The sequence below is a fragment of the Bradyrhizobium sp. BRP23 genome, from assembly GCF_020194135.1.
Classification (GTDB): Bacteria; Pseudomonadota; Alphaproteobacteria; order Rhizobiales; family Xanthobacteraceae; genus Bradyrhizobium; species Bradyrhizobium yuanmingense.
In genome coordinates this window covers 478337-498366 of the sequence record NZ_JADYVW010000004.1, presented here as the reverse complement: position 1 = coordinate 498366, position 20030 = coordinate 478337, and the positions used below count along the sequence as shown (strand labels likewise).

Genomic DNA, 20030 nt, shown 5'->3' with positions numbered 1-20030 from the left:
CGAAATCGGGCAAACAAACAAAATGAAATTTGGGTCGAAAGATCGTGTGTCTGCCGAAGGGGGCGTTTGGTTCATCGCAATCGCGTGATGGCAGCCATGTGGTTTTCCGGGGGAATACATCCGCGACTAGAATGTTGCGGTCGGGGCCGCCGAGATCTCCCACCGCAATCATCCCGTCATGTTGAGGTGCGGGACGCAGGCTGTGAAGCAGCCTCCGAGGCCTCCGCTTCGCTCCGGCACCCAAGATAACGGGCAATGGGCGCGCGCTTGCCGGGCAGGACGAATGTGTGGCGAAACTGCGAATGTCCATTGCCGAGCTGCGCAGCCTGCGTAAGCTGTCGCCCACACAAAACACCAATCATAAAGAATCGCCCATGCCTGCTTTCCCTGCCGCCAGCACTGTGATCGACTCCCTGCTGTTTCGCGACGCCTTCGGTACGCCTGAGATGCGCGAGGTGTTCTCGGACGTCGCGACGGTCGCACGCTATGCCGAGGTCGAGGTGGCGCTGGCGAAGGCGGAGGCGAAGTGCGGTGTGATCCCACACGAGGCGGCCGCAGCGATCGCGGCGCGGACCGACATCGGCGCGCTCGACTTCGATCTGCTCAGGCAGGAGACCGATGTCGTCGGCTACCCGATCCTGCCTTTGGTGCATCAAATGGTGAAGCAATGCGGCGAGGCGGGCCGCTACGTGCATTGGGGCGCCACCACGCAGGACATTATGGACACCGCCGTGGTGCTGCAACTGCGCGCCGCGCTCGAGATCGTCGAACGTGACATCGCCGAGCTGCGCAAGATCCTCGCCGATCTGTCGAAGCGCCATCGCGACACGGCGATGGCGGGCCGCACCCATCTGCAACAGGCGCTGCCGGTGACCTTCGGCTACAAGAGCGCGATCTGGCTCGCGATGTTCGACCGCCACGCCGAGCGGCTGGCGCAGCTGAAGCCGCGCGTGCTGGTCGGTCAGTTCGCCGGCGCGGCCGGTACGCTGGCTTCGCTCGGCGACAGGGGGTTCGAGGTGCAGGAGGCGCTCTGCAACGAGCTGAAGCTCGGCGTTCCCGCCTCGACCTGGCACGTCGCGCGCGACGGCTTCGCCGAAGCCGTGAACTTCCTTGCTCTCGTCACCGGCTCTCTCGGCAAGATCGCGCTCGACATCATGATCATGGCCTCGACCGAGTTCGCCGAGGTCTACGAGCCCTTCGTCAAGGGGCGCGGCGCCTCCTCGACCATGCCGCAGAAGCGCAACCCGATCTCCTCGGAGCTGATGCTTGCGGCCTCCAAGGCGGTGCGCCAGCACGCCGGCCTGATGCTCGACGCCATGGTGCAGGATTTCGAGCGTGCCACCGGCCCCTGGCACGCGGAATGGATGGCGATTCCCGAAAGCTTCGTGCTGGCCGCCGGCGCGCTGCACCAGGCGAAGTTCGCGCTTGCGGGCCTCATCGTGGACGAGGCGAAGATGAACGACAATCTTGCCATCAGCCGCGGCCTGATTGTGGCCGAAGCGGTCATGATGGGCCTCGCCCCGCAGATCGGCCGGCAGGAGGCGCACGACGTCGTCTATGACGCCTGCCGTCAGGCCAACGAGAAGGGAATGACCCTTGCTGACGCGCTATCCGCAGATTCACGGATATCGAGCCACATCGATCGTGCCACAATCGAGGCGCTCACTTCACCGAAAAATTACCTCGGCCTTGCGCCCGCCATGGTCGACCGGGTGCTGGCATCGGCAACGCGTTGAAAACCAAAATGCGTGAAACTGCGTATCTTTCCAAGGGCGCAAGACGCTCGCATACTTGTGCCCCGCGATGCTAGACTTAAATTGTGTGAGCGACTTTCGGCAGAGGGCCCGGCATGACTGATCAACGCAATCCTTCCACTCCCATCGATCCGGCGAAGCTCGACCGGCTGGCCGAGGTGGCGGTGAAAGTGGGCCTGGGCTTGCGGCCGGGACAGGATCTGCTTCTGACGGCGCCCGCGATCGCGCTGCCGCTGGTGCGGCGGATCGCCGTGCATGCCTACAAGGCCGGCGCCGGCCTCGTGACGCCGATCCTGTCGGACGAGGAGATGACGCTGGCGCGCTACCGCCACGGCCACGACAACAGTTTCGATCGTGCCGCCGGCTGGCTCTACGAGGGCATGGCCAAGGCGTTCTCCGACAACACTGCACGGCTTGCCATCGTCGGCGACAACCCGATGTTGCTGTCCGGCGAGGATCCTTCCAAGGTGGCGCGCGCCAGCAAGGCCAATTCGATGGCCTATCAGCCTGCGCTGGAGAAGATCGTCAATTTCGACACCAACTGGAATATCATCGCCTATCCGAGCGCGTCCTGGGCGAAGCTGGTGTTCCCGAACGATCCCGAGGACGTTGCGGTCGGCAAGCTCGCAGACGCGATTTTCGCCGCGTCCCGTGTCGATCGCGAGGACGCGATCAGCAATTGGGCGAGCCACAATGCGGTGCTGCGCGAGCGCACCAACTGGCTCAACGGCCAGCGTTTCCGCGCGCTTCAGTACTCGGGTCCCGGCACCGATCTCACCATCGGCCTTGCCGACGGCCACGAATGGGAAGGCGGCGCCTCGCTGTCCAAGAACGGCATCAGCTGCAACGCCAATATCCCGACCGAAGAGGTCTTCACCACGCCGCATTGCCGCCGCGTCTACGGCCACGTCGTGAGCTCGAAGCCGCTGTCCTATCAGGGCACGCTGATCGACAACATCGCGGTGCGGTTCGAGGACGGCAAGATCGTCGACGCCAAGGCCTCGCGCGGCGCCGAGGTGCTGAACAAGGTGCTCGATACCGACGAGGGCGCGCGGCGCCTCGGCGAGGTGGCCTTGGTGCCGCATTCCTCGCCGATCTCGCAGAGCGGGCTGTTGTTCTACAACACGCTGTTCGACGAGAACGCGGCCTCGCACATCGCGCTCGGTCAGTGCTATTCGAAATGCTTCGTCAACGGTGCCCAGCTCACGCCGCAGCAGATCGCGGCGCAAGGCGGCAACCAGAGCCTGATCCATATTGATTGGATGATCGGCTCGGCCGAGACCGACATCGACGGCATCTTGGCCGACGGCAGCAAGGTGCCCGTCTTCCGCAAGGGCGAATGGGCGAAGTCGTAATCTAGATTTTGGTCCAAATAGGCAGCCCAGGACGTGGTCAACCTCTCCCCGCTGGGGAGAGGTGAACGTCCTCGCGTCAGTCTTCCCCCTCACGCCGCCGCGTTGCGCAGGGTCGGGCTGTTGTCGATGCTGAAGCGGTTGAACAGCGTCGTGAACGGGCTGCCGTCGGTGGCCCGCACGATCGCGTCGGACGCCGCCACCGCCTCGTAGAGCGCGCCAATCGGATCGTCCGCGTCCGCCAGCGCGAGCGCGCCGCGGATCTGTTCGCGGGCCTCGCTGACGTCATCCTCGTCTTGGAGCCTTGCCTCCAGCGCATCCGCCGCGCGGCGCATCTCTGCAAGGTCGCCGCCCCCGGAGAATTTGAGGATGTCGCGCCAGTAGGGACGGGCAACGACAAGCTGGATCAATGCATCGAAACTTTCCGCGATGATGCCCGCGCGGCCCTCTGACGAGACATAGAGCACATTCTGCGACGGCAGCAGCACGAACGCGCTGCCGGAGCTGTCACTGCCGATGTGCCGCGGGCTTTCGACGCCGTCGATGGTGAACCAGGGCTCCTCGTCCGGTGCGAAGGAGACGTCGAGACTGCGGAGCCTGGCGACGACCTCGCTGTTGGCTGTCAGCATCTCCGGCGTGAGGGGCATCGGTGCGGCTCCTTCCCAAGACTTCGCGCACTTTGTCGCATCCCGGACAAGCTAGGTTCATATGTGCGAATTCGCAGAGGAAATCGTGACGTTAACCGTATCGCACCCGCAACTCGGGGCTGATTGTCGAGTGCCATGTAAGAAAGAATTAAAAGCAGCCTACTAGCGTCCCAACTTCTTTCGAAGCAATCCGGGCCGAGACCCGGCCATTCATATTTAAATCTTCTGGGGAAGCAGATGTCGCGCACATTGATTGAAATCGGTAGTTGCAATGTGGACCTCGAGCTGCGGCCGATCGAGCCGTCCTGGATCATCGAGGGCAATCCGGTATCCCGCTCCCGGGTGCTGTCGACCAGCGCCGATGGCACCGCGCAGACAATCATCTGGCACTGCACCGAAGGCCGCTTCAACTGGTACTACGACATCGACGAGACGATCATGATCATGGAAGGATCGATCGTGCTCGAGAGCGACGGCATGCCGCCCAAGCGCTACGGCCCCGGCGACGTCATTTTCTTCCGCGACGGCGCGCATGCCAAATGGCATGTCGAAGGCCACGTCAAGAAGATCGCCTTCTGCCGCAAGACCAATCCGGTGATGATCGGTTTCCTGATCCGCGTCATCAACAAGCTGAAGAAGATGTTCGCCTCCACCGGCGAGCGCCGTCCGGCCTCGCTGATGGGCGCCGGCTAAGCGGACACCAGGGTTTCAAGGACGCTTCCCAGCGGCCACGACGAAGAGGGGTCGGGATCAAGTCCCGGCCCCTCTTTTCATCATGACGGCAGCTCGAGCCGGTAGACGTCGATCGCGGTCTGCGAGAACAACGCCGTCTTGTCGGCCTCGCTCAGCTTTGAGGTGATACGCTTGAAGGCGTTGAAGATCACCTGGTAGCTGCACTGGCCCTTGTCCGGGGGGAAATTGCTTTCGAACATCGCGCGCTTCGGGCCGAACGCCTCGATGCAGGTCTCGACATAGGGCCGCCAGGCCGCGGCAAGCTCCTCGGATGTCGGCGGCCTCTCGCGCAAATGGAAGTCGTAGCCAAGCAGGCACATCGCGAGACCACCGAGCTTCACCACCACATTTTCGCATGTCGCGATCTCCCGGATCGAGGCGCGCCATTGCGCAAACACCTCCTCGCGCCGGCCCGCGAAGCGGCCGGTTCCGACCGGGCCGCCGCAATGGTCGAGCACAATCCTGGTGTCGGGGAAGGCGCGCGCCAGCGCCGTGAGCTCGCCGATCTGCGGATGGAACAGCCAGGCATCGAAGCTGAGCTTGAGGGGGGCGAGGCAGGCAAAGCCTTTGCGGAAGGTCGGGTCCTGCAACAATCCCTTCGGCCTGTTCGCATACATGCCGGCGACGACAGGATCTTCATCCCAGGCTGAGGAATGCCTGATGCCGCGAAAGCGGCCGTTGCCTGCGGCGATCTCGGCTTCCAGCACGCCCTTTGCAGCGTCGCCGAGCAGCAGATTGGCATGGCTGACGATGCAGGCGCAGATCGCGGCCTTGCCGAAGCCGCCGCTCGCACTCATGGCGGCGACGCCGTTGGCGAACTCGACCTCGCCAACGGGCCGGAACGCCTCGGGTCCATGCGCGCGGTACATCGAACGGCAGTCGACATAGACGGTGGCGATGACGTTGTGACCGGAGGCGATGTCGGCGGCTATCTCCTCGATCAGATAGCGGTGCCCGCGATTCCACAGATGATGATGGGGATCGACGATCGGCCGCAAGGGATCGATGATCTCCTCCCGATGCAGCGCGAGCCAGTCCTCACGCGGATCGACGAACAGCCCGCTCGTGTTGGCGGGCACACCGCTTGCTGCCATCGGCCTTCGCTCCCTGATGTTTTGTGTCGGGAGCCTAGCACCTCATTTCCGCATGCAGCAGCGCGCCTTGCGCAACCGCACCCATCATCACGAGCAATGCGGTATGCTCGTCAGCCCGTCCGCCGTCTTGCTCTTACTTCGACCATCAGCCGCCAGTCCACTGCCGTGGCCGGCTTGACCTCCCCACGCCAACGGAAGGAGTCCGCGGTAATCTCAGTAAAGCTCCAGCGCGTCAGCTCGCCGGATTCGGTCGTGCCTTCCTGCACGATGTCCTCGCCGCGGGGACGGCCGAGCTGCTGCCGGAACACGCGGCGGCCCGGATCGAACCAGGAAATCCGCCACGCATCCATGGCCGGATCGTAGACGCGCAGCGTGGTGCCGTACCAATTGCCGGCGATCGGAAAGGCTGCGCTGCCCGCCGGCCGGGGAATGATCCAGACGTCCTGCACCGCACGGCCTTCCAGCACCCAGCCGAAATGGATTTCGCCCGGCGCGGTGTGGCTTCTGCCGTCCGGTCCAAAGGCGGTGATCTCGGCGTCCCAGTCGCCGACGAAACGGCCGTAGAGCCGGAGCGCGGCCGCGTGCTCGGGATGCGGTGCGCTGGCGTGAAGAAGTCTCGCAAAGTCGTTCATGTTGCTCTCCTGCTGCGGAGGATTCAGCACGGATGAGCCGCGGGCGACTTGGAGAAAATTGCCGTCGGTCGTCAGGTCTTGCGCAGCGACAGATGTCTCATGGGACGATCGGCCTCCGCCTGCGTCGACCGATTGCTCGAGCTCTCAGCACGCCAGATGGCGACAACGGCGACAATGACGAGACTCGCGCCCACGAGCATCATGCGAGAGAACGGCTCTCCGAGCACGAGGGTGCCGAGCAGCACCGCGATGACCGGATTGACGAATGTGTAGGTCGAGACCAGGGAGGTCGAGACATTCTCGAGCAGCCAATTGTAGGCGGCGAAGCCGATGACGCTGCCGGAGACGATCAGCCAAAGAGCTGCTGCAACGGACGTCATTGAGACCTCGCTCGGTCTAAAACTCTCCAGCTCGCCCGTCAGCCAGCTGATCGCGAACAACACGGCGCCCCCGATCGACAGTTGCATGCCAGACAGCGCGATCGCGGATGCTTGATGCGACATGCTGCGCGACAGCACGGTGCCGATCGACCACGACAGCGCCGCCGCGAGCAGCCAGACGATCGGAAGCATGCTGATGCCGGCCTGCTGGGCGTTTTGCCATGCCACGAGCCCGACGCCCACGAAGCCGGGGATGAGCGCGAGCAGCGCGATCGGCCGCGGGTGCTGATCGCCCGGAAAAAGCGTGTCCGCCAGAAGGATCCAGAACGGAATCGTGGCGAGCACGATGGCGGCCACGCCGGACGGAACCGATTGTTGTGCGAAGGCGAGAACGCCGTGGCAGCCGACGAAGAAAAGCAGCCCGCAAAGGCCTGCCTGCAACCATGTCCGGCCCGGGGTATTCGCGACATGCCTGCCGCTGAAGGCGAGCAAGATCATGCCGCCGCATAACGATCGAACTGCCATCAGCAGAAACGGCGGTATCGATTGCAAGCCCAGCGTGATGGCGAAATAGGTGGAACCCCACAGGAGATAGATGGCCGCAAACGAGCCGATGACCAGGAACCGTCTGCTCATGATTGCTCCGACTGAGGTGGGTCTTGGAGCAACCAAGTCGTTGACGGGTGATGCGTTCCGGTTCTGAGTTAGACCCCGTCGAGGATGATCACCGTCGGCTTCGTCGGCAGCGTATCCCGTGACATCCGGAAGGAGCGCTCGACGCGCCGGTCGATCTCGAATTGCTGGCCGATCCGGCGCATGAAGTCGTCGAGCGGAGTGGCGAAGCGGTGCATCGGCAGTACCACCGAGGCGCGCAGCCGCTTGGTGATCTCGGAGATGCCGTCGAGCGTCATGGTATAGGTGCCGTCGATCGGCACCATCACGATGTCGAGCCGTCCGATCTGGGCGAAATGGCTGTCGTCGAGCTTGTGATGGAGGTGGCCGAGATGGCCGATGCAGAGGCCGGCTGCCTCGAAGATGAAGATGGAATTGCCGTCGCGGATCATGTCGCTGCCGGCATCGTCGCCGTAATAGCGGCGGATGTCGGTGGTGACGTTGCGGATGAAGGTGTCGCTGATGCGCTGCGACACGATCGCCGGCTTGCCGTCCTCGCTCCAGCCATGCAGCACGTGGGGAATGCGCTTGTCCGGAAAGAGAGTGTAATGGGTGCTGTGCGCCCGGTTCATGGTGACGACATCGGGCAGTCGCCCGACCTGGTAGGCGCCGCTATAATCGGTGGCGATGCGCAAGCCGGCGGGCGTGTCGATGAAATAGGTGGAATGGCCGGCATAGGTGATCTCGACCTCGGGCGCAGCTGCAGCCTGCCTGAAGACGACCGGCATGATCCGCGGCGCCGCGTTGGCCATCGCCAGGCATTCGCTGCGCAGTGGTTGCTGGGCCAGGGCAGGGGTCAGGAATGCGCCGAACAGCGCGATAGCCGCCAAAACCAGTCGTCGCATGGATCCGTCCCCGATGACTTCACAGCGAAGTCTAGCGTGCAATGCGGAGCATCGCCAATGGGGTGCGATCAACAGCGCGTCAGTGTCGCACCTATTGCTCGCGCTTCGGGCTGAACTTCCAGGTGACCGCGACGAGGCCTGCGGTAATCAGGCCGCTGATGAGGCCGGCCAGGGGAAGGGCGAGCAGCAGTGCGGCGGTGGCGGCCCAGCCGATCGAGGAAAAGGCCTCGGCGAAGGTTGCAAGCCTCGAAGACGTCTGACGGCGCCGGAATTGGCTGCGCCTTGCCTGCACCCGGAACCAGAGCTGGATCGCGGTCGCCGAGGCCGCGCTGATGATGATCGCACCCGCGCTGATTGCGGCCTGGGATGGCGAGGCAAAGGCTAGCGCCGCGAGCAGCGGAGCGAAGATTGCGGCAATCGCGATCAGCACCACCTCGATCTTGGCACGGATGATGCCGGACGGCATCAAGGGCGCGGTCGCGACCAGGTCGGGCGCGTCCTCGCCCGAGATCGTTAGCCAGGCGAGTCCGCCGGCGAGCTGTCCGGCCGCCATCACGATGACGGGTGTGATCAGTGTCAGCGCCGCGGAGCTGTCGGCGAAATTACGCCAGAGCAGCAGCGCCGGCGGCACCAGATAGAGCAGCTGCATCAAGGTCTGCGAGATCAGCCATGGATCGCGCCACAGCAGCATGAATTCCTTGCGACGCAGCGCCTGCTGGCGCGGTCCGCCGCGGAACGGGCGCTCCTTGGCACGGACGCGGCCGGACGTGGCGTAGGCCGCCGCATCGATCGCGGTGTCGGCAAAGCGGTGCGAGAAGATCGCCATCACGCCGCCGAGCATGACCAGAGCGAGCGCGAGAAGCAGCGCTAGCGCCTCGCTGTCGCCCATCGCTGCCCGCGCCGGCCACCACCAGATGCTGTCGACGTCGGGGGCGTAGGCGGCAACGCTGCCCGAGGTCAGGATGGTGAAGCGCGACAGCGTGCCGTAGGACATGATCGCGGCGACCTGAAGCGCGATCACGAAACCCGCACCGATGATGGCGGCGAGGATCTGTGCGATCAGGCGCGTCCGCGCCGGGCCGATCAACCGGAACAGGAGAATGGTGACGGCGATCGCGATCGCCGCCGCGGACAGGCCCATCGCAATGACGACGCCGAAGGCCGCCAGCCAGCGCGCGCCGCCGCCGATCACCAGAACGTCGATGAAGGGCGTCGAGAACAGCAGCGCCAGCACGGTGACGGTCAGCGCGATCGCGGCGATGCGGACCGAGAACAGATTGGCCAGCCGCGCCGGCGAGGACATGATCAGGTCGAGATCGGCGCGGGCGTAGAATACCCGCGTCACGGATTCGATCGCCTGCGACAGCATCAAGGTCCAGGCGAGAAAGATCGTCGCCGAAATCACGATCAGAGAGGATTTGTCGAGCGGCAACTGCAGGTCGGCGAAACGGCCGATCACCGCCCAGGCCGGCAGGTGGAGCAGCGCGGCGAAGCACATGAGGCCGATGATTGCGGCGCGCGCCCGTTTGCGCCGCCCGCCCGTCATCATGGCGAGCCATTCGCGCCAGGCGAGCCGCAGCTCGTGGCGGGCAAACCAGGACAGCGCGGTGGCCGAGCTCATGCCGCTTCCTGAAGCGTCACCAGCGCGATGAAGAGGTCTTCCAGGCTGGTGTCGGCATGGCCGTTCTGGTGGCGCAGCTCGGTGAGCGTGCCTTCCGCGACCAGGCGGCCGGAGGCGATCACGCCGATGCGGTCGGCCATGCGCTCGGCGACTTCGAGGATATGCGTGGTCATGATGACGGTGCAGCCGGCGCGGACACGCGCGCTGAGCAGGCCCTTCACATGGCGGGCGGAAACCGCATCGAGCCCCGTCAAGGGTTCGTCGAGAATGATGAGGCGGGGATCGTGCACCAGCGCCCCTGCGAGAGCGACCTTCTGGCGCATGCCCTTGGAAAAGCCCTCGCAGCGCTCGTGGCGGTGCGCCTCGAGGCCGAGCGAATCGAGCAGTTCCTCGGCGGCCGGTTGCGAGATCGACGGCGCGATGCCCCAGAGGCCGGCGACGAATTCGAGATATTCGAGCGGGGTGAGCTTGTCATAGATCATGGGCTCGTCGGAGACCCAGGCCATCACCTGCTTGGCGGCGACGGGGTCTTGGAGCGCATCGATGCCGAAGATCGAGACGGCGCCGGCATCGGGCCTGAGCAGGCCCGCAACCATGCGTAAAGTGGTGGTCTTGCCGGCGCCATTGGGGCCGACCAGCGCGTAGAATTCGCCGGCGTGAATGGTGAGATCGAGGCTGTCGACCGCCAGACGGTCAAAACGCTTCGTTAACCCTCGGACTTCCAGGGCCGAGTTGTCCGGCTTCATGACGGCCACACCATCCGGTTTGCATCGCCCGCGACCATGACCCGAAGATGTTTCGGCACCGTGAATCGCACTGCCGCAAATTCCGCCAACCGGATTGGACTAAAGGCAAGGCATCCCGACAAGTCACCGTTTGTTGACAGCGCGCGGGCGTTCAGGCTGAATTGATTCCGGACAAATGGCGCTAACGCGGCGAAACGACTGCGTAGCGACTGGACACAAGATGCGGCAAGGCGGCCTCGAAGAACGCCGGTTGCATCGGGGAGGACGCGCGTCAATGCTGGATTTCGTTCAGCAGCTGGTCAGCGGTGTTGCGCTCGGCTGCGTCTACGGCCTGATCGCGCTCGGCTTCGTGCTCGTCTACAAGGCCACCGAAGTCGTCAATTTTGCCCAGGGCGATCTGATGATGCTGGGCGGTTTCTTCGCCTTCACCTTCATCGGCATGATGGGCCTGAACTACTGGATCGGCTTCGCCGGTGCGGTCGCCGCCATGGCGCTGTTCGGCATGCTGGCCGAGCGCGTGGTCGTGCGGCCGATCCTCGGCTATCCCCAGTTCTCCATCATCATGGTCACGATCGGTCTCGGCTATTTTCTGCGTTCGGTCGCGGGGATGATCTGGGGCACCGACGACCTGAAGATCGAAACGCCGTTCAGCCAGGGCGTGCTGCGCATGGGCTCGCTGGTGCTCGCCTACGACAAGCTCTCGGTGATCGCAGCGACGATGATCCTGTGCACCCTGCTCTGGCTGTTCTTCAACAAGACCACGCTCGGCACCGCCATGCGCGCCAGCTCCGAGAACATGCTGGCGGCCTATTACATGGGCATTCCGGTCAAGCGCGTGGTGGCGGTGGTCTGGGCGATCAGCGCTGCGGTCGCGACCTGTGCCGGCGTGCTGCTGGCGCCGATCACCTTCATCCACTCCAATGTCGGCCTCGTGCTCGGCCTGAAGGCGTTTCCCGCCGCCGTGCTCGGCGGCTTCGGCTCGATCCCGGGCGCGGTGGTCGGCGGCGTCCTGATCGGCGTGATCGAGAGCATGGCCGGCTTTTACCTGCCCGAGGGCTGGAAGGACGCCGCGCCTTACATCGTGCTGCTCACCGTGCTGCTGCTGAAGCCCGAGGGCCTGTTCGGCCTCCACGTCCGCAAGAAGGTCTGAACGCCATGCGCTTCCTGTTCAAGACCGACTACGAGGACGACATCAAGCTGTTCCCGCATTCGGGCTACGTCGTCACCTACGGCGTCCTGCTCGCGCTGCTGCTGATCGCGCCCCACGTGCTCTCCAGCTATCTGATGAGCCAGCTCGTCTTCGTCTGCATCTATGCGATCGTCGGCGTGGCACTGCTGATTCTGACCGGCTTCACCGGCCAGGCCTCGCTTGGGCACGCGGCGTTCCTCGCGATCGGCGCCTACACGGCGGCGTACTTGCAGAAGTACAACGTGCCGTTCCCCGTCTACTTCCTCGCGGCGGGGCTGTTGACCGGCATCATCGGCGCGATCGTCGGCTTTCCGGCGCTGCGCCTCACCGGCATCTATCTCGTCATCGCCACCATCTCGTTTGCCCTGATCGTGGAGGAGATCCTGGCGCGGTGGGAAAGCGTTACCCACGGTAACGAGGGCATGCGGGTCAAGACGCTGTCGCTGCTCGGCGTCGCCGTGCCGCGCGACAGCCCGACCTTCTATTACCTCTGCCTTGCCGTGCTGGTGCTGACCATCGTCGGCACGCTCAATCTGCTGCGTTCGCCGACGGGCCGCGCCTTCGTCGCGATCCGCGATTCCGAGACGGCGGCGCGCAGCATGGGCGTCAATGTCGCGCTCTACAAGGTGAAGTCGTTCGCGATCTCGGCCGCGATCACCGGCTTTGCCGGCGTCCTGTTCGCGCACAAGCTCTCCTTCATCTCGCCGGAGATGTTCACGCTTCAGCTCTCGATCGAGTTCATCATCGTGATCCTGATCGGCGGCACCTTCAGCCTGCACGGCGCCGTGCTCGGCGCGATCTTCATCGTGATGATCGACCCGTTCCTCACCTATCTCAAGGACGACATGCCCGGCATCATCGCTGGCATTGCCGCGACATTCGGCGCCGGCACGGCGACTGCGGGCAATATCGAGGCGAAGGTCGCGGCCTTCGCCTCGCTCAACGGCCTGAAGGGCGCGATCTACGGCATCATCATCGTGCTGTTCGTGCTGTTCGAGCCGCTCGGGCTCTACGGCCGCTGGCTCAAGATCAAGCTCTTCTTCCAGCTGTTTCCTCTCTACAAGCGCGCCACCTTCAAGCGGCAGAAGATCTACGTGAAGTCGGAGCGCAATCGATGAGCTATTTCCGCGCCGAGAACCTGTCGCTGCATTTCGGCGGCCTCAAGGCGGTCGATGCGGTCTCGTTCGCGGTGGAGAAGGGCGAGATCCTCTCGATCATCGGCCCGAACGGAGCCGGCAAGAGCTCGATCTTCAACCTGATCTCGCGGATCTACCGGCCGACCTCGGGCCGTATCTTCTTCGAGAACCAGGACATCACCGAGCAGCCGCCCTACGACATCGCCAAGCTCGGCATCGCCCGTACCTTCCAGAACATCGAGCTGTTCGAGAACGCGACCGTGCTGTCGAACCTTCTGGTCGGCCGCCACCGCCATTCGACCACGCAGCTGTGGCAGGAGCTCTTGTTCCTGCCGAGCGTGCGGGCCAACGAAAAGGTTCACCGCCGCCGGGTCGAGCAGGTCATCGAATTCCTCGACCTCGAACCCTATCGCGACAAGCTGATCTCGGGCCTGCCTTACGGCGTGCGCAAGGTGATCGAGCTGGCGCGCGCGCTGTGCTCGGAGCCGAAGCTGATCCTGCTGGACGAGCCGTCCTCGGGTCTCAACGTGGAGGAGACCGGCGATATGTCGTTCTGGATTCGGGACATGAGAACCGAGCTCGGCATCACGGTGCTGATGGTCGAGCACGACATGTCGCTGGTCAACCGGGTCTCCGATCGCGTCATCGCACTGAACTACGGAAGGGTGCTGGCGATGGGCTCGCCCGCTGAAGTGCAGCAGCACCCCGACGTCGTTGCCGCGTATCTGGGAGCCTGATCGATGGATGCCGCTGCGCCCCAGGATATCATCCTCAAGCTCTCCAACATCGAGAGCTATTACGGGCCGATCATGGCGATCCGCGGCATCTCGCTGGAGGTGCCGCGCGGGCGCATCGTCACGCTGCTCGGGGCCAACGGGGCCGGCAAGACCACGGTGCTGAAGACCATCTCCGGCATCCTCGATCCGCAGAAGGGCGCGATCGAGTTCATGGGCAAGCCGATCCAGCGCATGGAGGCCGACCGCATCGTGCGGCTCGGCCTCAGCCACGTGCCCGAGGGGCGCGAGGTGTTCCCGTTTCTCACGGTGCGCGAGAACCTGATGATGGGTGCCTATCCGCGCAAGGACCGGGACCGCGTCGCGGAGGACATGGATCGCGTCTACGGCTATTTCCCGCGCCTGAAGGAGCGCATCAACCAGCCGGCGGGCCAGCTCTCCGGCGGCGAGCAGCAGATGCTCGCGATCGGGCGCGCGCTGATGAACCGGCCGACGCTGCTCTTGCTCGACGAGCCATCGCTCGGCCTGTCGCCGCTGCTGGTGAAGGAGATATTCACCATCATCCGCCGGGTCAACGAGGAGCAGGGCATGTCGATCTTGCTGGTCGAGCAGAATGCCAAGGTGGCGCTGGAAACCGCCCATTACGGCTATGTGCTGGAGATCGGCCGTATCGTGATGAACGATACCTGCGACCGCTTGATGCATTCCCAGGACATCCAGGAATTCTACCTTGGCGCCAAGGAAGCCGGCGCGCGCGGCGAGCGGCGCTGGAAAAAGAAGAAGACGTGGCGGTGAGGACGAGCTGGCAGTAAGATGAGCTTGCCCAACGTTGAGCAAAGACCGGCCGGCAAGGCAGGCAGCGGAGGGAAGGCGACAAGGAGGAGAGGCGCATGGCCCGACCGGCGGTGCTGACGGTCGCTGATACGATCGCGAAGAGCTTCTTGCGCGCCGCCGAGACGCGGGGCGACAGGCCGGCGATCCGCGAGAAGAAGTTCGGCATCTGGCAGCCGACGAGCTGGCGAGAATGGCTGGAGATCTCCAAAGAGATCGCCTACGCGCTCCGCGCCGTCGGCTTCATGCCCGGCGAGGTCGCCTCCATCATCGCCAATGCCGTGCCCGAATGGGTTTATGCCGACATGGGCATATTGTGCGCCGGCGGCGTCTCCAGCGGAATCTATCCGACAGATTCTTCGTCCCAGGTCGAATATCTCGTCAACGATTCCGCCACGAAGGTGATCTTCGCCGAGGACGAGGAGCAGCTCGACAAGATTCTCACCTGCCGCGCGCGGTGCCCCAGCTTGCAGAAGATCATCGTGTTCGACATGGAGGGCCTCAGCGGTTTCTCCGACGACATGGTGATGTCGCTGGACGAGTTTCGCGCGCTCGGCCGCAACCACATGGTCAGCCGCGAAGCGCTGTGGCAGGAGATGATCGACAGCCGCAGCGCCGACGATCTCGCGGTCCTCGTCTATACGTCCGGCACGACCGGCCCGCCGAAAGGCGCGATGCACGCCAATCGCAGCGTCACCCACCAGATGCGACACGCCAACGACTTCATACCTGCGCGAGAGGACGAGAACCGGCTGGTCTTCCTGCCGCTCTGCCACGTCGCAGAGCGTATCGGCGGATATTACATCTCCGTCGCGCTCGGCTCGGTGATGAATTTTGCCGAGAGCCCGGAAACCGTGCCTGACAATCTGCGCGAGGTGCAGCCAACCGCCTTTCTGGCGGTGCCGCGCGTCTGGGAAAAATTCTATTCCGCCATCACCATCGCGCTGAAGGATGCAACGCCGCTGCAGCAATGGGTCTATCGCCGCGCCATCGGCATCGGCTACCGCATGGTCGATTGCCGGCTCGAGGGCAGGGCGCCGCCGCTATCGCTGCGCATCGCCAACCGCATCGCCTACCTGGTCGCGTTCCGCAACATCCGCCGCATGATCGGACTCGACCGCTGCCGCATCGCGTTCACCGGCGCAGCCCCGATCGCACCGGAGCTGATCCGCTGGTATCTGGCGCTCGGCATCGACATGCACGAGGTCTACGGTCAGACCGAGAATTGCGGGGTCGCAACCATGATGCCCGCGGACAAGATCAAGCTCGGCTCGGTCGGCACCGCGGTGCCCTGGGGCGAGGTCGCGCTGTCGCCCGCCGGCGAGATCCTGATCAAGGGCGACTTCCTGTTCATGGGCTATCTGAACCAGCCGGAGAAGACCGCAGAGACGATCGATTCCCGCGGCTGGCTGCACACCGGTGACGTCGGCACCATCGACAATGAGGGCTTCGTGCGCATCACCGACCGGATGAAGGACATCATCATCACCTCGGGCGGCAAGAACATCACGCCGTCCGAGATCGAGAACCAGCTCAAGTTCTCGCCCTACATCTCCGACGCGGTCGTGATCGGCGACAAGCGGCCCTATCTCACCTGCCTCGTGATGATCGACCAGGAGAATGTTGAGAAGTTCGCCCAGGATCACGACATCCCCTTCACCAATTATGCCAGCCTGTGCCGGGCGAGGGAGATCCAGGACCTGATCGGGCGCGAGATCGAGCATGTCAACGGCAATTTTGCCCGCGTCGAGACCATCAAGAGGTTCTACCTGATCGAGCGCCAGCTCACGCCCGAGGACGAGGAGCTGACGCCGACCATGAAGCTGAAGCGCGGCTTCGTGAACAAGCGCTACGCCGCCGAGATCGAGGCGATGTATCGCGAGCGTGCGGTGGCGTGACGAGCCGGTCCATTTCGAGAAAGCGAAGGAGCTGTGGCCCCGCCCTTCGTGCAATACGGGCCTTTAGGAGAGGAGACGTCAATGTCGAAATCGTTCAGCGCATTCGGCCTTGCTGTGGGTGCCGTGGTGCTCACCTGTCTGCCGGCCGCAGCGCAAACCAAGGTCACCAACGAGGGCATCTCGGCAACCGAGATCGTCATCGGCACTCACCAGGACCTGTCAGGCCCGATCAAGGGGTGGGGCGTTCCGGTCGCGAACGGCATGAAGATGGCGGCCGAGGAGATCAATGCGGCCGGCGGAATTCACGGCCGCAAGATCCGGCTGGTCGTCGAGGACAGCGGCTACGATCCGAAGAAGGCCGTGCTGGCATCGCAAAAGCTGATCGAGCGCGACAAGATCTTCGCGATGGTGGGGCCGATGGGATCACCGACGGTGCTCGCCGCGCAAGACATCCTGTTCGATGCCGGTGTCCTGCAGCTGTTCCCGCTGACGGCGGCCGAATTCACCTTCAAGTTCGATCCGGCCAAGCCGCAGGAGCGCCTGAAGTTCAACAATTTGCTGCCCTATGTCGAGAGCACGCGGGCTGCGGTGAAATACATGATCGAGTGGAAGGGCTTCAAGAAGCCCTGCATCATGCATCAGGACGACGAGTACGGTAAGAACGTGCTCGATGGCTTCAATCAGCAGCTCACTGCCATGAAGGCGCAGCCGGCCTCGATCACGAGCTACAAGCGCGGCGCCTCCGATTTCAGCGCGCAGATCGCCAAGATGAAGTCAGATGGCTGCGACCTCGTCGTGCTCGGCACCGTGCTGCGCGAGACCATTGGGGCGATGACCGAAGCCAAGAAGCTCGGCTGGGACGTCACCTTCCTCGGGGCCACCCCCACGAACGTGATGGAGGTTCCTGCGCTGGGTAAGGACGCCGTCGAGGGTCTCTATGCTGCCAGTGGCTTCGAGATTCCTTATGAGGACACCGCCAAGGGCAAGGTGAAGGATTGGCTCGTCAACTACAAGAAGATGTTCAACGCCGACGCCAACACGCAAGCCATCATCGGCTACAATGCCATGATGACTTTTGCGTTCTATGCCAACAAGGCCGGCAAGGATCTCACCGGGCAGAAGATGCTCGATGCGCTCGAGTCGGGCGAGAAATTCCTCGACATCTTCAACTCGCCCCCCACCAAGTTCTCCAAGACCGACCACCTCGCCAACACCATCACCCAGGTGCAGCAGGTCAAGGGCGGCCGCTGGGTGCTGGTGAAGGACAATCTGATGTTCTGATGCGGGCTCTCTTGCGTCGAGCTCAGTGCACCCTCTCCCCTTGTGGGAGAGGGTGGATCGCCGCGAAGCGGCGAGCCGGGTGAGGGGTCTCTATCCTTCACGCACGGTCTTGCGTGCGGAGAGAACCCCTCATCCCGCGCGCTTGCGCGCGCGACCTTCTCCCACAAGGGGAGAAGGAAGAGAGAACCCTACGATCCTCCGCCCGCGGTGCCCGAATTCACCGGGGCGAGCTCGTCTTCCCGGCAGCGCCAGCCGTCGGCGGCTTTGACGAAGGCGAAGCTTCGCTGGACCCTCAGCCGGCGCGTGACGTTGAAGACGTCTGCTGGGCGCGTCTTGTTGCCGGCTCCCTGCTGCGGCCGACCCGTCGTGGCGTCCCAGCAGGTGCCGGTGCAGATGGAGGCGATCCTGCTGCACACGGTGAAGGGAGCGAGCACGGCCATTTCGATTTCGCCCGTGACCTGTGCCTCCTGGTCGGTCACCTGGCTGTCGAGCGCATAGACGCGGTTGATGCGCAGGAAGTTGCCGCAGGAATTGGCCGCATGAATCCGCGCGGCGCAGAAATCGACGGCGTCGGCGTCGGGAATGCGGGCCGCGACCTGCCGGCCGAACACTTTTTTGGGATCGCCCTTCGCGGCGCGGATTTCATCTGTCTTGCGCTTCAAATGGTCGGCGAGACAGTCCTCCGCGGATTCCAGCTCCTGCAGCGGCACGTTCTCCTTGCCGACCAGATTGCATTTGCGGTCGCGCTCGCGCGTCCACCGTCCATATTCGGCGAAGGCAAAGCGTGCCGCAGTCGGGTCCAATTTGCCGATCAGGCCGAGCACCTGGCCGTTGAGCTCGGTTTCGGCAAGCGTCAGCGAGGGGTCTGCGCAGATCACCGCGCCCGCAGCAGTGTTGGCCGCAAGGCAGTCGAAATCCGGATCGCGAACGATCGCGGCGCGCTCCTCGGTGACCTTGAGCAGGCACGCCTTGACGGTCTCGAATTGGTCGGGGCGGATCGCGGTCTGGCCGACGATGCCGCAGCTGAGGTTGCGTTGGCGGACCCAGATCGCATTCTCCTCGATAGCGGGCAGGCGATCCGGCAGGCGGGCGAGCCGCTCCTCGATCGCGATGCTCAGCTTCTCGGCGGCGGCGGCAAGCGCGGCATCACCGCAGAACAATTGGTTGCCGGGGTCGCGAATCGGCTGGCAGTTGTTCCTGGCAAACAGCGGCAGCCTGTCGGCGATCGCGCGGTCGGATTGCGCGGACGCGGGCACCGCCGGCAATGCCAGCAGCGCAAGCACAGACAGCACGATGAATCGCATTCCAAGTCGCCCCCGCACGGAAGGCGCCATGCTAGCGTCTGGTCTTGCGCGGTGAAATGGGTTTGTGGGGACGAGCAGTGGAAGGTCTGTAGCCCGGATGGAGTGCAAGATTAATCCGGGGCCGGTGCGAGTGGTAAGAGTCCCGGATTTTGCTGCGCTCTATCCAGCTACGAACAATCAACGTGCCTCGGCGGCCGCCATCGAGACCTGCACCGGCTCGTCGACATATTTCAGCACGGCCGACTGGTGGAGCACGAACAGTGGCTGATAGCTCCGCGTCGCGTCATCCTTGACCATCGCCATGCGGCGATTGTCCAGCATCAGCCATTGCCCGTCGAGCTTTGCCGCGGCAATTGCGTGCGCCTCGCCGGCCCTGACGTCTCGCACCACAACGATGCGGAGGTCCTCAGAGGCAATTCCCGCCAGCCGCAACGCGGCCAGCTTGGCGATGGCATAGTCCTCGCAATCGCCGGTCCCGCGCGCGAAGGTCGAAAGCGGCGAGCTCCAGACGTCGTCGGTGCCATCATTGGCGGCATGGATGGCGAGATTGATGGCGCGGTTGACCTCGCCGAGCCGCGCGCGACCGTCGCGGGCGCGGGCGTGGTCGACTATGGCGAGCAGCTCGAGCGCTGCCGGTGAAGCGCAATTGTCCCGGTCGCCGTCACACAGCGCGAGCTGCACCATGTCGTCGTCGAGCTTGTCCTTCAGCACGGACCATCTCTGCTGCAGGCTACCGGACGAGATGGCGAAGGCGAACACGCCGAACGGTTCGGCGGATTTGCGCACTAGGACGCCGGCGCCGGGCGACAGCAGCGTGCCGGCGCGAAGCTCGGCGGCCGATCCGAGCAGGATCAAGCCGCACATGACAAGGATTGCGCGCCAGGCGCGCGAGCGAGCAGCGGTCTCCATCTGACATCCCCTTCCCAGGCTTCACGAGATCCCCCTCGATCTCGACGTGCCGGGCTTTGTTGCTTTCGCGGAGATAGTGCGAGACGGGCCGTTTTGTTCTGCTTAACGCGCCCGGCAGGGGTTCCAAAACCGGGTGACAGGCTGAAATGGGCCTACCGAAATTGCGTAAAATTTTACGATTCGCCGGCTAGGGAGGTGTCGCGTTGCCGCGAAATGGAGCCAATTGCAGACACAGGTTGTGGCAGTGCCGAATCTGGGTCCTATGGCTAACAA

18 protein-coding genes are annotated in these 20030 nt (G+C 64.0%); 9 read left to right on the top strand and 9 right to left on the bottom strand.

Annotated elements, in window-relative coordinates; all coding sequences use genetic code 11:
* Positions 1–374 precede the first annotated feature (374 nt).
* Together pcaB and I6F24_RS13940 are read left to right on the top strand one after the other, a co-directional pair.
* The gene (gene pcaB, locus I6F24_RS13945; protein ID WP_074447728.1) at positions 375–1736 is read left to right on the top strand and encodes a 3-carboxy-cis,cis-muconate cycloisomerase; all 1362 of its coding nucleotides are present in this window, start codon (positions 375–377) and stop codon (positions 1734–1736) included.
* A 113-nt stretch (positions 1737–1849) separates the two neighbouring features.
* Complete coding sequence (locus I6F24_RS13940) at positions 1850–3109, top strand: aminopeptidase (protein ID WP_035997576.1); 1260 nt, start codon at positions 1850–1852, stop codon at positions 3107–3109.
* Between the two features lie 89 nt (positions 3110–3198).
* Here I6F24_RS13940 and I6F24_RS13935 read toward each other — a convergent pair whose 3' ends face one another.
* Entirely contained in the window at positions 3199–3753 is a 555-nt protein-coding gene (locus I6F24_RS13935) for a hypothetical protein (protein ID WP_225149322.1), read from the bottom strand.
* Between the two features lie 237 nt (positions 3754–3990).
* On the opposite strand from I6F24_RS13935, the gene I6F24_RS13930 reads away from it, so the two are divergent.
* Positions 3991–4446 carry a cupin domain-containing protein gene (locus tag I6F24_RS13930; protein WP_035997581.1) on the top strand — a complete coding sequence of 152 codons (456 nt, stop codon included), beginning with the start codon at positions 3991–3993 and terminating at the stop codon, positions 4444–4446.
* Between the two features lie 80 nt (positions 4447–4526).
* Here I6F24_RS13930 and I6F24_RS13925 read toward each other — a convergent pair whose 3' ends face one another.
* The 6 genes from I6F24_RS13925 to I6F24_RS13900 form a co-directional block, all read right to left on the bottom strand.
* Positions 4527–5579 carry an amidohydrolase family protein gene (locus I6F24_RS13925; RefSeq protein ID WP_225149321.1) on the bottom strand — a complete coding sequence of 351 codons (1053 nt, stop codon included), beginning with the start codon at positions 5577–5579 and terminating at the stop codon, positions 4527–4529.
* A gap of 110 nt (positions 5580–5689) precedes the next feature.
* Positions 5690–6211, bottom strand: coding sequence for a hypothetical protein (locus tag I6F24_RS13920; RefSeq protein ID WP_225149320.1), 522 nt, complete (start codon positions 6209–6211; stop codon positions 5690–5692).
* A gap of 71 nt (positions 6212–6282) precedes the next feature.
* On the bottom strand, positions 6283–7227 hold the full coding sequence (locus I6F24_RS13915; protein WP_050995832.1) for an EamA family transporter: 945 nt from the start codon (positions 7225–7227) through the stop codon (positions 6283–6285).
* A 68-nt stretch (positions 7228–7295) separates the two neighbouring features.
* Positions 7296–8108: an MBL fold metallo-hydrolase gene (locus I6F24_RS13910; protein ID WP_035997591.1), complete on the bottom strand. Its 813-nt coding sequence runs from the start codon at positions 8106–8108 to the stop codon at positions 7296–7298.
* Positions 8109–8199: 91 nt separating this feature from the next.
* On the bottom strand, positions 8200–9729 hold the full coding sequence (locus I6F24_RS13905; RefSeq protein WP_225149319.1) for a permease: 1530 nt from the start codon (positions 9727–9729) through the stop codon (positions 8200–8202).
* Positions 9726–10475, bottom strand: coding sequence for an ABC transporter ATP-binding protein (locus I6F24_RS13900; RefSeq protein ID WP_057028575.1), 750 nt, complete (start codon positions 10473–10475; stop codon positions 9726–9728). Before I6F24_RS13900 ends, I6F24_RS13905 begins: the two co-directional genes overlap by 4 nt.
* A gap of 274 nt (positions 10476–10749) precedes the next feature.
* Here I6F24_RS13900 and I6F24_RS13895 point away from each other — a divergent pair, with 274 nt between their 5' ends.
* The 6 genes from I6F24_RS13895 (at position 10750) to I6F24_RS13870 (ending at position 17544) form a co-directional block, all read left to right on the top strand.
* Positions 10750–11625 carry a branched-chain amino acid ABC transporter permease gene (locus I6F24_RS13895; RefSeq protein ID WP_036021277.1) on the top strand — a complete coding sequence of 292 codons (876 nt, stop codon included), beginning with the start codon at positions 10750–10752 and terminating at the stop codon, positions 11623–11625.
* A 5-nt stretch (positions 11626–11630) separates the two neighbouring features.
* A complete protein-coding gene (locus I6F24_RS13890; RefSeq protein WP_225149318.1) occupies positions 11631–12782 on the top strand; it encodes a branched-chain amino acid ABC transporter permease in 1152 nt (383 codons plus the stop codon).
* A complete protein-coding gene (locus tag I6F24_RS13885; protein WP_225149317.1) occupies positions 12779–13537 on the top strand; it encodes an ABC transporter ATP-binding protein in 759 nt (252 codons plus the stop codon). Before I6F24_RS13890 ends, I6F24_RS13885 begins: the two co-directional genes overlap by 4 nt.
* Positions 13538–13540: 3 nt before the next feature.
* Positions 13541–14329, top strand: a complete 789-nt coding sequence (locus I6F24_RS13880) for an ABC transporter ATP-binding protein (RefSeq protein ID WP_225149316.1) — start codon at positions 13541–13543, stop codon at positions 14327–14329.
* 95 nt (positions 14330–14424) lie between these two features.
* Positions 14425–16263 carry an AMP-dependent synthetase/ligase gene (locus I6F24_RS13875; protein ID WP_225149315.1) on the top strand — a complete coding sequence of 613 codons (1839 nt, stop codon included), beginning with the start codon at positions 14425–14427 and terminating at the stop codon, positions 16261–16263.
* Between the two features lie 81 nt (positions 16264–16344).
* Entirely contained in the window at positions 16345–17544 is a 1200-nt protein-coding gene (locus I6F24_RS13870) for an ABC transporter substrate-binding protein (RefSeq protein WP_035997612.1), read from the top strand.
* Positions 17545–17732: 188 nt separating this feature from the next.
* Here I6F24_RS13870 and I6F24_RS13865 read toward each other — a convergent pair whose 3' ends face one another.
* Together I6F24_RS13865 and I6F24_RS13860 are read right to left on the bottom strand one after the other, a co-directional pair.
* Positions 17733–18848: a lysozyme inhibitor LprI family protein gene (locus I6F24_RS13865; RefSeq protein WP_225149314.1), complete on the bottom strand. Its 1116-nt coding sequence runs from the start codon at positions 18846–18848 to the stop codon at positions 17733–17735.
* Positions 18849–19025: 177 nt separating this feature from the next.
* Positions 19026–19757 carry a transglutaminase-like cysteine peptidase gene (locus I6F24_RS13860; protein WP_036021290.1) on the bottom strand — a complete coding sequence of 244 codons (732 nt, stop codon included), beginning with the start codon at positions 19755–19757 and terminating at the stop codon, positions 19026–19028.
* Positions 19758–20030 lie beyond the last annotated feature (273 nt).

Excerpts from the sequence above, each read along its gene's own strand:
- I6F24_RS13870 (WP_035997612.1), top strand. The coding sequence starts at position 16,345 with ATGTCGAAATCGTTCAGCGCATTCGGCCTTGCTGTGGGTGCCGTGGTG.
- pcaB (WP_074447728.1), top strand. The coding sequence starts at position 375 with ATGCCTGCTTTCCCTGCCGCCAGCACTGTGATCGACTCCCTGCTGTTT.
- I6F24_RS13930 (WP_035997581.1), top strand. The coding sequence starts at position 3,991 with ATGTCGCGCACATTGATTGAAATCGGTAGTTGCAATGTGGACCTCGAG.
- I6F24_RS13875 (WP_225149315.1), top strand. The coding sequence starts at position 14,425 with ATGGCCCGACCGGCGGTGCTGACGGTCGCTGATACGATCGCGAAGAGC.
- I6F24_RS13925 (WP_225149321.1), bottom strand. The coding sequence starts at position 5,579 with ATGGCAGCAAGCGGTGTGCCCGCCAACACGAGCGGGCTGTTCGTCGAT.
- I6F24_RS13935 (WP_225149322.1), bottom strand. The coding sequence starts at position 3,753 with ATGCCCCTCACGCCGGAGATGCTGACAGCCAACAGCGAGGTCGTCGCC.
- I6F24_RS13920 (WP_225149320.1), bottom strand. The coding sequence starts at position 6,211 with ATGAACGACTTTGCGAGACTTCTTCACGCCAGCGCACCGCATCCCGAG.
- I6F24_RS13910 (WP_035997591.1), bottom strand. The coding sequence starts at position 8,108 with ATGCGACGACTGGTTTTGGCGGCTATCGCGCTGTTCGGCGCATTCCTG.
- I6F24_RS13940 (WP_035997576.1), top strand. The coding sequence starts at position 1,850 with ATGACTGATCAACGCAATCCTTCCACTCCCATCGATCCGGCGAAGCTC.
- I6F24_RS13860 (WP_036021290.1), bottom strand. The coding sequence starts at position 19,757 with ATGGAGACCGCTGCTCGCTCGCGCGCCTGGCGCGCAATCCTTGTCATG.
- I6F24_RS13895 (WP_036021277.1), top strand. The coding sequence starts at position 10,750 with ATGCTGGATTTCGTTCAGCAGCTGGTCAGCGGTGTTGCGCTCGGCTGC.
- I6F24_RS13905 (WP_225149319.1), bottom strand. The coding sequence starts at position 9,729 with ATGAGCTCGGCCACCGCGCTGTCCTGGTTTGCCCGCCACGAGCTGCGG.
- I6F24_RS13880 (WP_225149316.1), top strand. The coding sequence starts at position 13,541 with ATGGATGCCGCTGCGCCCCAGGATATCATCCTCAAGCTCTCCAACATC.
- I6F24_RS13865 (WP_225149314.1), bottom strand. The coding sequence starts at position 18,848 with ATGCGATTCATCGTGCTGTCTGTGCTTGCGCTGCTGGCATTGCCGGCG.
- I6F24_RS13890 (WP_225149318.1), top strand. The coding sequence starts at position 11,631 with ATGCGCTTCCTGTTCAAGACCGACTACGAGGACGACATCAAGCTGTTC.
- I6F24_RS13915 (WP_050995832.1), bottom strand. The coding sequence starts at position 7,227 with ATGAGCAGACGGTTCCTGGTCATCGGCTCGTTTGCGGCCATCTATCTC.
- I6F24_RS13885 (WP_225149317.1), top strand. The coding sequence starts at position 12,779 with ATGAGCTATTTCCGCGCCGAGAACCTGTCGCTGCATTTCGGCGGCCTC.
- I6F24_RS13900 (WP_057028575.1), bottom strand. The coding sequence starts at position 10,475 with ATGAAGCCGGACAACTCGGCCCTGGAAGTCCGAGGGTTAACGAAGCGT.